Source organism: Thauera aromatica K172 (genome assembly GCF_003030465.1).
Lineage (GTDB): Bacteria > Pseudomonadota > Gammaproteobacteria > Burkholderiales > Rhodocyclaceae > Thauera > Thauera aromatica.
In genome coordinates, this window is the sequence record NZ_CP028339.1 from 1938835 (window position 1) to 1954048 (window position 15214).

Consider the following 15214-nt stretch of genomic DNA (forward strand, 5'->3'; position numbering starts at 1 on the left):
ACAACAGATTGAAGGAGAACCTGCCTTGAAGATTCTGGTACCTGTCAAACGCGTGGTCGACTACAACGTCAAGGTGCGCGTGAAGGCCGACGGCAGCGGCGTGGACATCGCCAACGTCAAGATGAGCATGAACCCGTTCGACGAGATCGCGGTGGAAGAGGCGGTGCGGCTGAAGGAAGCCGGCGTGGCGAGCGAAGTGGTGGCGGTCACCTGCGGTATCGGCGCGTGCCAGGAGACCCTGCGCGCGGCGATGGCGATCGGTGCCGACCGCGGCATCCTGGTGGAAACGGACGTCGAGCTGCAGCCGCTGGCGGTGGCCAAGCTGCTGAAGGCGGTGTGCGACAAGGAAGCGCCGAACCTGGTGATCTGCGGCAAGCAGGCGATCGACGACGACGCCAACCAGACCGGGCAGATGCTGGCGGCGCTGGCGGGCTGGCCGCAGGCGACCTTCGCCTCGAAGCTGGTGCTCGAAGGCGGCCGTGCGCAGGTGACGCGCGAGATCGACGGCGGGCTGGAAACCCTGTCGGTGAGCCTGCCGGCGGTGGTCAGCACCGACCTGCGCCTCAATGAGCCGCGCTACGCCACTCTCCCCAACATCATGAAGGCGAAGAAAAAGCCGCTCGACACGGTCAAGCCGGCCGATCTCGGCGTCGATGTGGTGCCGCGCCTCACCACGCTGAAAGTATCCGAGCCGCCCAAGCGCAGCGCGGGCGAGCGCGTCGCCGACGTCGCGCAGCTGGTCGACAAACTGAAGAACGTAGCGAAGGTGATCTGAACATGACCATTCTCGTCATTGCCGAACACGACAACCATTCGATCAAGGCCGCCACGCTCAATACCGTGAGCGCGGCGGCGAAGCTGGGCACGCTGCTGGCAGCGGACATCCACGTCCTGGTGGCCGGTGCCGGCTGCGGCGCGGCGGCCGAAGCGGCGGCGAAGATCGCCGGCGTGGCCAAGGTGCGGGTGTGCGATGCGCCGCACTACGAGGCGCAGACCGCGGAGAACGTCGCCGAGCTGGTGCAGGGGCTGGCCGGCGACTACAGCCACGTCCTCGTGCCGGCCACCTCGGCGGGCAAGAACATGCTGCCGCGGGTGGCGGCGCTGCTCGACGTTGCCCAGATCAGCGACATCGTCGCGATCGAATCGGCCGACACCTTCGTGCGTCCGATCTACGCCGGCAACGCGCTGGCCACGGTGAAGAGCGCCGATGCGATCAAGCTCATCACCGTGCGCACCACCGCGTTCGATGCCGCGGGCGAGGGGAGTGCCGCCCCGATCGAGGCGGTCGCCGCTGCAGCCGACCTGGGCGTTGCCGCCCTGGTCGGGCGCGAGATCACCAAGAGCGCCCGCCCCGAGCTGGGAGCGGCGAAGATCATCGTCTCCGGCGGTCGCGGCCTGGGCAGCGGCGAGAACTACCACAAGCTCCTCGAGCCGCTCGCCGACAAGCTCGGTGCCGCGCTCGGCGCCAGCCGCGCCGCGGTCGATGCCGGCTACGTGCCCAACGACTACCAGGTCGGCCAGACCGGCAAGATCGTCGCGCCGCAGCTCTATATCGCGGTCGGCATTTCGGGCGCGATCCAGCACCTGGCCGGGATGAAGGATTCGAAGGTGATCGTGGCGATCAACAAGGACCCCGAAGCGCCGATCTTCCAGGTCGCCGACTACGGCCTGGTGGGCGATCTGTTCGAACTCGTGCCGGAGCTGGCTGCGGCACTCTGAATTTTTTAACGATTTTTTTCCCTCTCCCTCTCCGCGGCATGCTCAGGCCAGTCTGGCCTGGCTGCCGCTTTTTTTTCGTTCTCCGCGCATCGAGCCGTGGCCCGGCGCACCGTTTGCGCAAGCGGATTGGGGTTTGCCGGACATTTATCCCATAATTGGCGGCCGAACCTTCCGTGCGTCGTCTCACCCGGTGAACATACGAAACAGTATCGTCAGCAGGTATTTCCTGGTTTCCCTGCTGGGCGCGGTGTTGCCCATGGTGGTGGTGGCCGCGCTCTACGACCGCTACGCGAGCGCGCTCCTCGACCAGATCACCGGGGAGCGTCTGAGTGCGCAGCTGACCGCGACGTCGAGCCGGCTGACGGCGTTTTTCGATGTCCGTGTCTATCAGATCGAGACGCTCTCGAATCACCCCGCCTTGCCCTACCTGGTCCAGCAGCGGACTTCCCGCTCCGATATCGAGCTCGAGGCGCTGCTGCGTCTCGAGGCCGATGTTCCCGACCTGTATGGAATCCTGCTGTTCGACTCCGCGGGGGCGCTGACCCGCATCGTCGCCGGGCAGGCCGCATCGGGCGCGCCGTACTGGAGCGGCCTGTCCTTCGACCTGGCCCGCCTGCCGGTGATGAAGGCGGTGTCGGGCGATGTCGATGTGGTCGGCCCGGTGGCACCGGACGACGGCAGTTCGGGCTGGTTTCTGATCCGCCAGCCCCTGCGCAAGTCGGCCACGGGGGATGACTCGGGGAGCATCGCCCTCCATGTACGGCTGGCATCGGTGACCGAGCTGCTGGGCAGCGCCTCGCTCGCCGGAATCGTGCAGCCGGTGCTGAAAACGCCGCGCGGCTACTTCAATGCGGTCGGGCAGGCGGTCATGCCCAGCCGGCAGATGGTCGCCGGTCCCGAGGTGCTGCCGGGCTGGCAGCCGATGCTGGTGGTCGACCCCGATCAGCTGTTCCGCCCCTTCATCACCGCGCAGAAGAGCCTGTTCCTCGTCAGCCTGGTGTCGATCGCCGTGATCACGCTGCTGTTCGCCCGGCTCGCCGCCCGCCTGCGGCGCCGGGTCGATCGGCTCACCCTCGGCGCCGATGCGGTGGCGGCGGGAAACCTGGACTACCGCATCGCCACCCGGGTCGGCGATGAAATCGATGCGGTGGCGGCGGCGTTCAACAGCATGGCCGAACGGCTGCAGGCGCTGATCGCACGCACCGTGCGCGTCGAGCGCCTGGCCGTGCTGGGTGAGTTCGCCACGGGTGTCGCCCACGAGATCCGCAATCCGCTGGCGACGATCAAGACCACCGTGCAGGCGCTGGCCCGCGGCGAGAAGGACCGCGAGCGCGGCGAGCTGCTCCAGGATGTCGGCGTCGAAATCGACCGCCTGAACCGGGTGATGGGGGACTTGCTCGAATTCGGCCGTCCCCGGCCGCCCGAGCTTGCTCCGGTGCCGGCCGCCGAGCTGCTGGCGCGCATCGAGGCGCTGATGGCGGCGCCGGCGCACGAGGCCGGCGTCGTGCTGAGGGTCGATGGCCGCACCGGCATCGTGCTCCATGCCGACCGCGACCAGCTGATCCAGGTGATCGTCAATCTGGTCATCAACGCCGTCCAGGCCACGCCGGCGGGCGGCAGTGTGAGGGTGCGCGCGATCCGCATCGGGCGGGAAGCCGGCATCGAAGTGCGGGACACCGGTGCCGGCATCGCCGAGGCGCATCTGGCACGGATCACCGATCCCTTTTTCACCACCAAGCCCAAGGGAACCGGCCTCGGTTTGAGCATCGCGCGCCAGCTCGCCGAGCTGCAGGGCGGGCGCCTGGAGATCGGCAGCGCCCCCGGGGCGGGGACGACGGTCCGACTCATCGTGCCGATGGAGAAACCCGAGCCGTGAGTGCGATCCTGATCATCGACGACGAACTGGCACTGGTCCGTTCCCTGAGCTTCGCGCTCAAGAACGAGGGCTACGTCGTGCATGGCGCCCACACCGGCGCGCAGGGGCTGGCCGCGGTCGGCGCGGTGCAGCCGGCGGCGGTGCTGCTGGACCTGCGCCTGCCCGACATGTCCGGGCTGGACGTGCTCGACCGTCTGCGGCACGACCAGCCCGAGCTGCCGGTGATCATGATTTCGGCTCACGGTGATACCCGCGCTGCAGTGCAGGCGGTGAAGAAGGGGGCGGCCGATTACCTGAGCAAGCCGTTCGAGCTTGACGACCTCTTCCACGTGATCGCCTCGGTGCTCGAACGTCAGCGCATGAGCAGCGAGATCAGCTTCCACCGCCAGGCGGTGGTCGGCTCGGGCGAGCTCGTCGGGCAGGGCGTGGCGATGCGCGAGCTGGGCGACACCATTGGCCGCGTCGCCGCCAGCAACTCCGGACGCGTCCTGCTGCTCGGCGAGTCGGGCACCGGCAAGGCGCTGGTGGCGCGCGCGGTCCATGCCGGCAGCGCACGCGCGGCGGGGCCGTTCATCGAGGTCAACTGTGCGTCGCTGCCCGAGCAGCTGATCGAGGCGGAATTGTTCGGTGCCGAGAAGGGGGCGTACACCGGCGCCCACCAGAAGCGCACCGGCCTGGTCGCGCTCGCCGATGGCGGCACCCTCTTTCTCGACGAGATCGGCGAGCTGCCGCTGGCGCTGCAGGCGAAGTTCCTCCATTTTCTCGAGGATGGCAGTTACCGGCCGATCGGTTCGGGGCGCGCGCTCGATGCCCACGTGCGCGTCGTCGCCGCGACCAACCGCGATCTCGCGCAGGAGGTCAGGCTCGGGCGCTTCCGCGAGGACCTCTACTACCGCCTGAACGTGATTCAGCTGCGCATCCCGCCGCTGCGCGAGCGCGGAGCGGACATCGTCGAGCTCGCGCAGCACTTTGCCCGGCGTTACGCGCGCGATGAACACTGCTCGCCGATCCGCTTCGCCGATGAGACCGGACAAATGCTGCTCGCCTATCCGTGGCCGGGCAACGTGCGCGAGCTGAAAAACCTCGTCGAGCGCCTCACCATCCTGATGCCCGGCCGGCTGATCGTGCCCTCCGATCTGCCGCACGAGATCACCGCCGCGGCCCCCGCTCTTGCGCCGCCGGCCCGGTTCGCCGTGGAGGCGGATGGGGCCGGCACGCGACCGATCGAGCATCAGCTCGCCGCAGCGGAGCGCAAGCTGCTCGAAGACGCCCTGTCCCGGGCCGGCGGCCAGAAGGGCCGGGCTGCGGAAATCCTCGGCATTTCCCGCCACGCGCTCAAGCGCCGCCTGCAACGCCTCGGTCTGTGATGAGCGCAATCCGCGCATGAGCGCGCGCGCATGAGCGGATTGCGCTCATGCGCGCCGCGGCGGAGTGCCGCCAGCCCCCGACCGAAGCGGGTCGGATTCCTCTGAGTTCCAGTCGCCATGCGGCCTGGCGGAATTTTCCGGCAGGCTGGCATGGCCTTTGCTTTTATCTTTTACAAAGTCGCCGTGGCCCCGAGCCCGAAGCGACGCCATGAGGAGATGCCACCGTGAATCAGCCATGCGCCCGATTCGATTCCCTGTTTGCTGCCTGCCGGCGAGTCCTGCCCGTGCTGGCGGCGCTCGTCCTGAGCACCCCCGCCGCGGCCCGGGTGGAGGTCGGGAGCGCGGCGGCGGAAGCCGAAGTCACGGTCGGCTGCATGTTCCCGATGACCGGACGGGCGGCGATCTACGGGCGCGACAGCATCGCCGGCATCCGCCTCGCGCTCGCCGACCTCGCAGCGCAGGATGCCTCGACGCCCAGGCTCAGGGTGCTGGTCGAGGACACGCGCTCGAAGGCGTCCTACGCCGTCCGCATCGCCGAGGACTTCATCGCGCGCGACCAGGCCCGGTTCCTCTGCGGCATGGTCAGCTCGGGCGTCGCCCATGCGGTGAGCCAGGTTGCGCTCGAGCGCAAGGTGATCCTCGTCGGCACCGACCACGCCTCCTCGCGGCTCACCATCGAGGCCTTCCACAAGTACTACTTCCGGGTGTCGAACGACTCCTACATCTCGATGGCGGCCGGTGCCCACTATCTCGCCGAGCTGCAGCAAAGGACGGGCTGGAAGCGGCTCGCCTTCATCGGTCCGGATTACGACTACGGCCACGTCTCGTGGAACGACCTGAAGAGCAACTTCGAGCGCCTCGGCGTGCGCTTCGAGCTCGTCGGCACGTTCTGGCCCAAGCTCTACGAGCCGGACTATTCGGCCTACATCGATGCGCTGATGCAGGCCGCGCCGGACATCGTCGTGACCGCGCTGTGGGGGGGCGATTTCATCGCCTTCCTGAAGCAGGCGGCGACGACGGATTTCTTCAGGAAGACCCGCCTCGCCAACTTCGATACCGGGGCCAATTACGAAGTCATGGTCGCGCTCGGCGAGCGGCCGCCGCCGGGCCTGATCGTCTCCGCCCGCCACCACAACAACTGGCCCGACACCGAGCGCAACCGCCGCTTCGTCGAGGCTTTCCACCGTGCCGAAGGGCGCTACCCGACCTATGCCGCGCAGGGCGCCTACAGCGGAATCCTGGCGATCGCGGCGGCGATCCGCAAAGCCGGCGCCAGAGCGGACAGCGACGCCCTGGTGGCGGCGATGGAAGGCCTTCGGCTCGAGTTGCCCGAGGATCCGGAGGGCTTCACCTCCTGGATCGATCCCGACACCCACCAGATCGTGCAGATGCAGGCCGTCGGCGAAGTCGTGCCCGACGCTTCCTTTCCGCCCGCGCGGGTGATGGCGGGCAAGTGGCGTGTGTATCGCGCCGAAGACCTGATGCCGGCACCGGCGCTCGTTCGCGAGCGCCGGGCACAGGCCAGGGGTACAGCAGCTTCATTGCCGTGACAACAACGGTCCATCCAGGAGGAAGTATTCGATGAAAAAAGGACTCACCCGTATCGCCCCCTCGCTCACCGCGGCCGCCGTCGCCGCCGCGTTTTCGCTCGCCGCGCCGGCCCAGGCGGCCGACAACGGCAAGTTTCGCATCGGCGTCGTGACCTTCCTGTCGGGCGGTGCAGCGGGCCCGTTCGGCGTGCCTTCGCTCAATGGCGCGAAAGTGATGATCGAGGCGCTGAACGCGGCCAAGGTACCCGCGCCTTACGGGTTGAAGGGGATCAACGGCGTCGACATCGAAGTGGTCGAGGTCGATGAGAACGGCGGCGCCTCGAAGCAGGTGGAAGAGTTCCGCAACCTCGCCCAGCGCCACAAGGTCGATGCGGTGATCGGTTACATCTCCTCCGGCGACTGCCTGGCGGTGGCTCCGGTCGCCGAAGAGCTGAAGATGCCCACCGTGCTGTTCGATTGCGGTACTTCGCGCCTGTTCGAGGAAAACAAGAACCCGACCTATGTCTTCCGCACCGGTCTCGATGCGGCGATCGACAACATCGGCGCGGCGCGTTACCTGGTCGACAGCGGGCGCAAGATCGAGTCGGTGGCGAGCATTCAGCAGAACTACGCCTGGGGGCACGACTCCTGGGGCGACTTCTCGGCCGCGATCAAGCAGCTCAAGCCCGACGTCAAGGTGGCGACCGAGCAGCTCCCGAAGCTGTTCCAGGGCCAGTACGGCGCCGAAATCTCGGCGATCAGCGTGAGCAAGCCCGACATCATCCACAGCAGCTTCTGGGGCGGCGACATGGAGGCGTTCGTGCTGCAGGGCTCGGCGCGCGGCCTGTTCGACAAGCGCACCGCGGTGCTGACCTGCGGCGAATCGGCGCTCGACCGCTTCAAGGGCCAGGCCCCCAACGGCCTGGTGATCGGTGCGCGCGGGCCGTTCGGTGCATTCGCGCCGGATACCGAGCTCAGCACCTGGTTCCGCGAGGCCTACCGGGCCAAGGCCGAGATCGACCCGACCTATCCCGCGTACAAGATGGCGCAGGCCATCCTCGGCCTGAAGGCGGCGGTGGAAAAGGCGGCGGCCAAGCCGGGCGAGATTCCGTCCAAGGAGGCGATCGTCGCCGGCTTCAAGGGGCTCACCTTCGAGTCGGTCTCGGGTACGGTGCAGATGGCGCGCGCCAACGGCCACCAGGCGCTGCAGGGCATCGCCTACGGCGAATACCAGTTCGACGCCAAGACCGGCAAGGCCACCGTGGCCAACGTCAAAACCTACGGCGGCGAGTGCGTGACCCCGCCCGATGGCACGTCGGCGAGCGAGTGGATCAAGGCGGGATTCCCGGGCGCGCAGTGTAACTGAGGCACGGCGGCAGGACCCGGCTGGTGGCAAGGCCGCCGGGTCCTTTTGCCCCCTTTCGTTTTCTCTGTTTCACCCATTTCCGTCCCACCCACTCTTACCGGAGCAACGAGCATGACCACGCTCTATGCAATCCTGATCGACGGGATGATCTACGCCTCCTGGCTGTTCCTGGTGGCGGCCGGTCTGACCGTCATCTACGGGGTGATGCGCATCCTCAACATGGCCCATGGCAGTTTCTATGCCATCGGTGCCTACACCGGCGCATCGCTCGTCGGCTGGTATTTCGCCGGCGGCGACGGCGCCCCCTACTGGAGCTATCTCCTGCTGCTGGCCGCCGCCCTCGGTTCCGGCCTGCTGGTCGGGTGGCTGGTCGAGCAGGGGCTGCTGCAGTTCATGTACAAGCGCGACGAACTGCTGATGGTGATCATCACCTACGCACTGCTGCTGATCCTCGAGGACACCACCAAGCTGATCTTCGGTGTCGATCCCTATTTCACCTACCAGCCCTACAGCCTGCTCGGGCGCAGCGACATCGGCGGGCTCACCTTTGCCAACTACGACCTGCTGCTGATCCTGGTGTCGGTGCTGATCGGTGCCGGCTGCTGGCTGATCCTGAACCGCACCCACACCGGCAAGGTGCTGCGCGCGGTGATCCAGGACCGCGAGATCGCCGTCGCCATGGGGGTGAACGTGAAGCTGATGTTCGCCCTCACCTTCGTCGTCGGCACCACGCTCGGAACGCTCGCCGGGGCGCTCACCGCACCGGCGATCTCGGTGTCGCCCGGCATCGGCGTGGAAGTCATCGTGCTCGCCTTCGCGGTGGTCGTCGTCGGCGGCCTAGGCAGCATCGAGGGCGCCATCGTCGGTGCGCTGCTGGTCGGGCTGACGCGCTCGGTCGCGGTGCATCTGGCACCCGAGGTCGAGCTGTTCGTGATCTATGGCGTCATGTCCCTGGTGCTTGCGGTACGGCCGCAAGGGCTGTTCGGGCGCAATCTGGCGAGGAAAATCTGATGTTCAAAGCGGAAAAAACCGAAGTCTGGCTGATCGCCGCCACCCTCGGCCTCATCGTGGCCGGGTTCGTGATTCCCAACTGGCTCGCCTTCATCCTCACCCTGGCGATCGCCAAGGCCCTGGTGGTGCAAGGCGTGGTGATGCAGATGCGCGCCGGGCTGGTGTCCTTCGGTCAGGGCTTGTTCTTCTGCATCGGCGGCTACAGCGTGGGGATGGGTGGTGCCTTTCTCGACATCCACGACGTCTTCGTGCTGCTCGGCCTGGGGGTGGCGGTGGCCGTCGCGGCGGCGGCGGTGCTCGGCCTGCTGATGACGCGCTACCGCGACATCTTCTTCGCGATGCTGTCGCTGGCGTTCTCGATGATCCTGTACGGGCTGATCGTGAAGAACCCGGCGCTGGGCTCGACCGACGGCTTCAACGTGCATGCACCGACCTTCCTCGGCTGGGCGCCGGGGGGCGAGGACCAGAAGCTGGCGCTCTTCGTGCTGACCGTGGTCGTCGCCGGCGTGCTCGCGCTGGCGCTCAACCGCTATCTGCGCTCGGGCCTCGGCGGGGTCAGCGAGGCGATCAAGGAAAACGAGATCCGGGTCGAGTTCCTCGGCCTGTCGCCGCGCTGGATCCTCTACGCCAACTACCTGTTCGCGGCCGGCATCTCCGCAGTCGGCGGCGCGCTCACCGCGTTCGCCACCGGACACGTCGATCCGGAAATGGCGTTCTGGACCACCTCCGGCGAGTTCGTCTTCATCGCCCTGCTCGGCGGTACCGCGCACGTCGCCGCGCCCTTCATCGCCGCCGTGCTGTTCGCCCTGGTGCGCACCTACGCGCTCGAGCTGGCGCCGCATTCGTGGCAGATGATCCTCGGCTTCGTCCTGCTGGGCATCATCGTGTTCCTGCCCAAGGGGCTGTGGAGCCTGGTTTCGGGCAAGCGGAGGGCGGCGGCATGAGCGCGATCCTCGAAACCCGCAGCCTCAACCGCAGCTTCGGCGCGGTCACCGCGGCGCGCGAGCTCAACGTGCGGATCGACAAGGGCGAAGTCGTCGGCGTGATCGGCTCGAACGGCGCCGGCAAGACCACCTTCATCAACATGGTGACCGGCTACCTGCCGCCTTCGTCGGGCGAGATCCTCTTCGAAGGGCGCTCCATCGTCGGCCAGCCGCCGCGCCAGATCATCCGTGGCGGCATGACGCGCTCGTTCCAGATGGCGCAGCTGTTCCCCGAGCTCAGCGTGCTCGACAACCTGCTGATCGCGCTGGTGGCGGCCGAAAGCGCGCGTCCGCCGTTCTTCGCCCGGCTGCACACGCCCGCACGCATCGCCCGCGCCGACGAAATCCTCGCCGAGTTCGCGGTCGAGCGTTACCGCGATGCCATCGTGCGTGCCGTGCCGCAGGGCGCGCGCAAGCTGATCGACATCGCCATGGCGCTGATCGGCAAGCCGCGCATGCTGCTCCTCGACGAACCGACCAGCGGCGTCAGCGTGGAAGAAAAGTTCCCGCTGATGGACACCGTGATGAGGGCGGTGCGCCACCACGGCGTGACCGTGCTCTTCGTCGAGCACGACATGGAGATCGTCGAGCGCTACGTGTCGCGCGTGCTCGCCTTCTACAGCGGGGAAATCATCAGCGATGGCAGCCCGGTGGCGGTGTTTGCCGACAGCCGGGTTCAGGAGCTGGTCATCGGTCATGGCCACGGCCGGCCGGCGGCGGCGCGCGAACGGAGGGTAGCATGACACTGGAAATTCGAGGGCTGAACGTATCGATCGACCGCATCCCGATCCTGCGCGAGGTGACGATGGCGGTTCCCGCGGGCGCGATGGTCGGCCTGATCGGCCGCAACGGCGCCGGCAAGACCACCCTGATGCGCAGCATCATGGGGCTGCTGGCGGGGGATTCGGGCACGATCCGCATCGACGGCGAGGACATGACGGACGTGCCCGGTTACAAACGCGCCGCCCTCGGCGTGAGCTACATGCCGGAAGACCGGCGGCTGATTCCCGAACTCACCGTGGAGGAGAACATCCTGATGCCGGCGTGGGCGAACGGCATCCGGGATGCCGCCGAGCGCCTGGACTGGATCTACGGCCTGATGCCCGAAGTCCGCGAGTTCCGCGACCGGCGCGCGCTGCAGTTGAGCGGCGGGCAGCAGAAGCTGGTCGCGCTGGCCCGCGCCCTGATGCCGGGGCGCCGCCTGCTGCTGCTCGACGAGCCGTTCGAGGGCGTCGCCCCGGTGCTCTCCCGCCGCCTGACCGAAGTCATCGCCGAGCTGCGCAACGAGGGCATGTCCGTCGTGCTCTCGGAATCCGATGACGTCCACTCCGCCGACCTCGTCGACCGCAGCTATCGCATTGAGCGTGGCGTGGTCGAGGCCGCCTGATCCGCCCAGAAGGAAGCGACCATGACTGATTTCGTGTTTGAAACCACCCCGCGCATCGTGTGCGAACCCGGCGCCGCCGCGCGCCTCGGCGAACTGGCCGCGGAACTGGGGATCGGCCACGCGCTGATCGTCACCGACCGCGGGCTGGTACAGGCGGGCGTGCTCGACGGCGCCCTCGAAGGGCTGCAGGCCGCCGGCGTGGCGGTGACGCTATTTACCGAAGTGCTCGCCGATCCGCCCGAAGTGTCGGTGCTGGCCGCGGTCGATGCGGCGCGCGCCGCGGCGGTGGACGGCATCATCGGCCTCGGCGGCGGCAGCTCGATGGACACCGCCAAGCTGGTCGCCCTGCTTGCGGGAACGCCGCAGGCGCTGCCCGAGGTCTACGGCATCGGCCTCGCCAAGGGGCCGCGGCTGCCGCTGATCCAGGTGCCGACCACCGCCGGCACCGGTTCGGAAGTGACTCCGATCGCCATCGTCACCACGCCGACGCAGGAAAAGAAAGGGGTGGTGTCGCCGGTGCTGTACCCCGATGTCGCGGTCCTCGATGGCGCGCTGACGGTGGGCCTGCCGGCCCGGGTCACGGCGATGACCGGGATCGATGCGATGGTGCACGCGATCGAGGCCTACACCAGCCGCCACAAGAAGAACCCCCTGTCCGATGCGCTCGCGGTGAAGGCGCTCGAGCTGCTGTACGCGAACATCCGCAAGGTGATCGCCGACGGCACCGACCTGGCGGCGCGCTCGGCGATGCTGCAGGGTTCGCTGCTGGCGGGCATGGCGTTCGCCAATGCGCCGGTGGCCGCGGTGCATGCGCTGGCCTATCCGCTCGGCGGGCACTACCACGTGCCGCACGGGCTGAGCAATGCGCTCGTGCTGGCGCCGGTGCTGGCCTTCAACAAGCCGGCGGCGGCTGCGGCATACGCCGAGCTGGCCGAAGTCGTCCTCCCCGGGCGGGTGTTCGCCGGCATCGACGAGGCCGCGCAGGCCTTCATCGATGCCATCGCCGGGCTGGTCGCGGAAATGCCGTTCGAGCAGCGGCTGGGCGAGCTCGGCGTCGGCGCAGGCGATCTCGAGCGGCTTGCGCGCGACGTCATGAACATCCAGCGTCTTCTGGTCAATAATCCGCGTGAGCTCACCGAAGCCGATGTGCGTGCGCTCTACGCTTCGGTCCTGTAAGGCCTGGGTCCGGTGACGGCGCGTTCCGCTCCCGGCGCCGGCTCCCGGTCGGGAGGGCGCCGCGCCCGTCGGGCCGCCGATCACTTCCTGAACACCCTGAAACGAGATTGAGGGACGCATGATGCAACTGAAGGATTCCGCACTGCTGCGCGAGCTGGCCTATATCGACGGCGTCTGGGCGGGGGCCGACGACGGCGCCCGGTTCGAGGTCACCAACCCGGCCGACGGCAGCGTGCTGGCGCGGGTGCCCGACATGGGGGCGGCCGAGACCCGGCGTGCGATCGACGCCGCGGCCGCGGCGCTGCCGGCCTGGCGGGCGCGAACTGCGAAGGAGCGCGCCGCGGTGCTGCGCAAATGGTTCGAGCTGATCCTGGAGAACCAGGACGACCTCGCCGTGCTGATGACCGCCGAGCAGGGCAAGCCGCTCGCCGAGGCGCGCGGCGAAGTCGCCTACGGCGCCGCCTTCATCGAGTGGTTCGCCGAGGAAGGCAAGCGCATCTACGGCGATGTGATTCCGAGCCACGGCGCGGACAAGCGCATCGTCGTGCTGAAGGAGCCGATCGGCGTGGTGGCGGCGATCACCCCGTGGAACTTCCCGATCGCGATGATCACGCGCAAGGCCGGCCCGGCGCTCGCCGCCGGGTGCACGATGGTGATCAAGCCCGCCGAGGACACCCCCCTGTGCGCGCTCGCGCTCGCGGCGCTGGCCGAGCGTGCCGGCCTGCCGAAAGGCGTGCTCAACATCGTCACCACGCGCCGCGCCGCCGAAGTCGGTGGCGAGCTGAGCGCCAACCCGACCGTGCGCAAGCTCTCCTTCACCGGCTCCACTGAAGTCGGCAAGCTGCTGATGCGCCAGTGCGCCGGCACCGTGAAGAAAGTGTCGCTGGAGCTCGGCGGTAATGCGCCCTTCATCGTTTTCGACGATGCCGATCTCGACGCCGCGGTGGCAGGGGCGATGGCCTCCAAGTACCGCAACGCCGGCCAGACCTGCGTGTGCGCCAACCGCCTGCTGGTGCAGGACGGCATCTATGACGCTTTCGCCGCGAAGCTGGCCGAGGCGGTGGGCCGGCTCCGGGTCGGCCCGGGGCTGTCCGGCGACGTCGAGCAGGGACCGCTGATCAACGAGGAGGCGGTGGCCAAGGTCGAGACCCTGGTCGCCGACGCGGTGGGCAAGGGCGCCCGGGTGGCCTGCGGCGGCAGGCGCCACGCGCTCGGCGGGACGTTCTACGAGCCCACCATCCTCACCGGCGTCACCGCGCAGATGCGCGTCGCGCGCGAGGAGATCTTCGGCCCGGTGGCGCCGCTGTTCCGCTTCCACACCGAAGCGGAGGCGATCGCCCTCGCCAATGCCACCGAGTTCGGGCTGGCGGCCTATTTTTACGCCAAGGACATCGCCCGCGTGTGGCGCGTCGCCGAAGGGCTGGAATACGGCATCGTCGGCATCAACGAAGGGATCATCTCGACCGAGGTCGCGCCTTTCGGCGGCGTCAAGGAGTCGGGCATCGGCCGCGAAGGCTCGAAGTACGGCATCGAGGACTACGTCGAGATGAAGTACCTGTGCCTGGGCGGAATCCGGTGAGGTGGCGGCGATGACGGCATTCACCTTTCGCGCACCGCCGCGCATCGTGTCCGAGATCGGCGGGATCGGCCGCCTCGGCGAATTCGCGCAGGAACTCGGGATGCGGCGTCCGCTGATCGTCTGCGACCCCGGCATCGCCGCCTGCGGCATCGCCGCGCAGGCCATCGAGGCGCTGCGCCGGGCGGGGCTCGAAGCGCAGCTCTTCGATGCGGTCGAGGCCGACCCCCCGGCGGCGATGGTGCGCCGCGCGGTCGAGGCCGCAGGGCGGGGCGAGGCGGACGGCATCGTCGGGCTGGGCGGTGGATCGTCGCTCGACACCGCCAAGGTCGTCGCGCTGCTGGCGCGCTCGGGCCAGGACATCGACGCAATCTACGGTGTCGACCGGGCGCGCGGTGGGCGCCTGCCGCTGATCCAGGTGCCGACCACCGCCGGCACCGGCTCGGAAATCACCTGGGTGTCGGTGATCACCTGCGAGAGCCTGGAGAAGAAAGCGGTCTATGCCCCGCAGCTGCTGCCCGATCTCGCCCTGCTCGACGCCGGGCTGAGCGCCGGGATGCCGCCACGGGTGACCGCAGCCACCGCACTCGACGCGATGGTCCATGCGATCGAGGCGTACACCAGCCGGACGAAGAAGAACCCGGTGGCCGATGCCCTCGCACGCAAGGCCCTCGCCCTGCTGGCGGGCAAGCTGCCGCGCGTGCTCGAAGAGGGGCGCGATCTCGAGGCCCGCGCAGCGGTGCTCGAAGGCGCGATGCTCGCCGGGATGGCGTTCGTCAACGCCTCCGTGGCCGCCATTCACGGGCTGGCTTACCCGCTCGGCGCACGTTTCCACGTGCCCCACGGCCACGCCAACGCCCTCGTGATGGGGCCGGTGCTGCGCTTCAACCTGAAGGCGGCGACCCGCCTTTACGCCGAACTGGCGCCGTGCGTGCTGCCCGGGCGGGAGTTCGCTTCCGATGCCGAAGCGGCCGCGGCCTTCGTTGCGGCGATGGAGGCGATGGCCGGCGGGGGCGGGCTCGCGACGCGCATGAGCCACTTCGGCGTCACCGAAGCGGACATCCCGTCGATGGCCGACGAAGTCGTCAGCGAGATCCAGCGCCTGATCGCCACCAACCCGTGCGACATGAGCTTCGAGGACGTCTGCGCGATCTATCGCGCGGTCCTGTAGTCCTTGCGGTACTCACCGCGGGTTCGAATCCCGCCCGTGGTGAGTGCTGCGAA

The 15214-nt window shown here is 68.4% G+C and carries 13 protein-coding genes; all 13 read left to right on the forward strand.

Translation table 11 applies throughout. From position 1 onward, the window contains the following. Nucleotides 1-25 precede the first annotated feature (25 nt). Entirely contained in the window at nucleotides 26-775 is a 750-nt protein-coding gene (locus Tharo_RS09200) for an electron transfer flavoprotein subunit beta/FixA family protein (RefSeq protein WP_107220935.1), read from the forward strand. A 2-nt stretch (nucleotides 776-777) separates the two neighbouring features. Continuing rightward, entirely contained in the window at nucleotides 778-1719 is a 942-nt protein-coding gene (locus tag Tharo_RS09205) for an electron transfer flavoprotein subunit alpha/FixB family protein (RefSeq protein ID WP_107220936.1), read from the forward strand. 190 nt (nucleotides 1720-1909) lie between these two features. Then, nucleotides 1910-3595 carry a sensor histidine kinase gene (locus Tharo_RS09210; protein ID WP_211309586.1) on the forward strand — a complete coding sequence of 562 codons (1686 nt, stop codon included), beginning with the start codon at nucleotides 1910-1912 and terminating at the stop codon, nucleotides 3593-3595. Further along, complete coding sequence (locus Tharo_RS09215) at nucleotides 3592-4962, forward strand: sigma-54-dependent transcriptional regulator (RefSeq protein WP_107220937.1); 1371 nt, start codon at nucleotides 3592-3594, stop codon at nucleotides 4960-4962. The genes Tharo_RS09210 and Tharo_RS09215 overlap by 4 nt, the downstream gene beginning before the upstream one ends. A gap of 224 nt (nucleotides 4963-5186) precedes the next feature. After that, nucleotides 5187-6512, forward strand: coding sequence for an ABC transporter substrate-binding protein (locus Tharo_RS09220; protein WP_211309587.1), 1326 nt, complete (start codon nucleotides 5187-5189; stop codon nucleotides 6510-6512). 31 nt (nucleotides 6513-6543) lie between these two features. After that, nucleotides 6544-7857 carry an ABC transporter substrate-binding protein gene (locus Tharo_RS09225; protein ID WP_107220938.1) on the forward strand — a complete coding sequence of 438 codons (1314 nt, stop codon included), beginning with the start codon at nucleotides 6544-6546 and terminating at the stop codon, nucleotides 7855-7857. 111 nt (nucleotides 7858-7968) lie between these two features. Next, nucleotides 7969-8868, forward strand: coding sequence for a branched-chain amino acid ABC transporter permease (locus Tharo_RS09230; protein ID WP_107220939.1), 900 nt, complete (start codon nucleotides 7969-7971; stop codon nucleotides 8866-8868). Next, entirely contained in the window at nucleotides 8868-9812 is a 945-nt protein-coding gene (locus tag Tharo_RS09235; protein WP_107220940.1) for a branched-chain amino acid ABC transporter permease, read from the forward strand. Before Tharo_RS09230 ends, Tharo_RS09235 begins: the two co-directional genes overlap by 1 nt. After that, nucleotides 9809-10594 (forward strand): ABC transporter ATP-binding protein, encoded by a 786-nt coding sequence (locus Tharo_RS09240; RefSeq protein ID WP_107220941.1) that lies wholly within the window; start codon nucleotides 9809-9811, stop codon nucleotides 10592-10594. The genes Tharo_RS09235 and Tharo_RS09240 overlap by 4 nt, the downstream gene beginning before the upstream one ends. After that, nucleotides 10591-11238 (forward strand): ABC transporter ATP-binding protein, encoded by a 648-nt coding sequence (locus tag Tharo_RS09245; protein WP_107220942.1) that lies wholly within the window; start codon nucleotides 10591-10593, stop codon nucleotides 11236-11238. Before Tharo_RS09240 ends, Tharo_RS09245 begins: the two co-directional genes overlap by 4 nt. 21 nt (nucleotides 11239-11259) lie before the next feature. Beyond that, a complete protein-coding gene (locus Tharo_RS09250; RefSeq protein WP_107220943.1) occupies nucleotides 11260-12414 on the forward strand; it encodes an iron-containing alcohol dehydrogenase in 1155 nt (384 codons plus the stop codon). Nucleotides 12415-12535: 121 nt separating this feature from the next. Next, a complete protein-coding gene (gabD, locus tag Tharo_RS09255) occupies nucleotides 12536-13993 on the forward strand; it encodes an NADP-dependent succinate-semialdehyde dehydrogenase (protein ID WP_107222378.1) in 1458 nt (485 codons plus the stop codon). 10 nt (nucleotides 13994-14003) lie between these two features. Then, nucleotides 14004-15161, forward strand: coding sequence for an iron-containing alcohol dehydrogenase (locus tag Tharo_RS09260; protein WP_107222379.1), 1158 nt, complete (start codon nucleotides 14004-14006; stop codon nucleotides 15159-15161). The last annotated feature ends 53 nt before the right edge of the window (nucleotides 15162-15214 follow it).

Excerpts from the sequence above, each read along its gene's own strand:
- Tharo_RS09245 (WP_107220942.1), top strand. The coding sequence starts at position 10,591 with ATGACACTGGAAATTCGAGGGCTGAACGTATCGATCGACCGCATCCCG.
- Tharo_RS09235 (WP_107220940.1), top strand. The coding sequence starts at position 8,868 with ATGTTCAAAGCGGAAAAAACCGAAGTCTGGCTGATCGCCGCCACCCTC.
- Tharo_RS09240 (WP_107220941.1), top strand. The coding sequence starts at position 9,809 with ATGAGCGCGATCCTCGAAACCCGCAGCCTCAACCGCAGCTTCGGCGCG.
- Tharo_RS09260 (WP_107222379.1), top strand. The coding sequence starts at position 14,004 with ATGACGGCATTCACCTTTCGCGCACCGCCGCGCATCGTGTCCGAGATC.
- gabD (WP_107222378.1), top strand. The coding sequence starts at position 12,536 with ATGCAACTGAAGGATTCCGCACTGCTGCGCGAGCTGGCCTATATCGAC.
- Tharo_RS09225 (WP_107220938.1), top strand. The coding sequence starts at position 6,544 with ATGAAAAAAGGACTCACCCGTATCGCCCCCTCGCTCACCGCGGCCGCC.
- Tharo_RS09230 (WP_107220939.1), top strand. The coding sequence starts at position 7,969 with ATGACCACGCTCTATGCAATCCTGATCGACGGGATGATCTACGCCTCC.
- Tharo_RS09250 (WP_107220943.1), top strand. The coding sequence starts at position 11,260 with ATGACTGATTTCGTGTTTGAAACCACCCCGCGCATCGTGTGCGAACCC.
- Tharo_RS09205 (WP_107220936.1), top strand. The coding sequence starts at position 778 with ATGACCATTCTCGTCATTGCCGAACACGACAACCATTCGATCAAGGCC.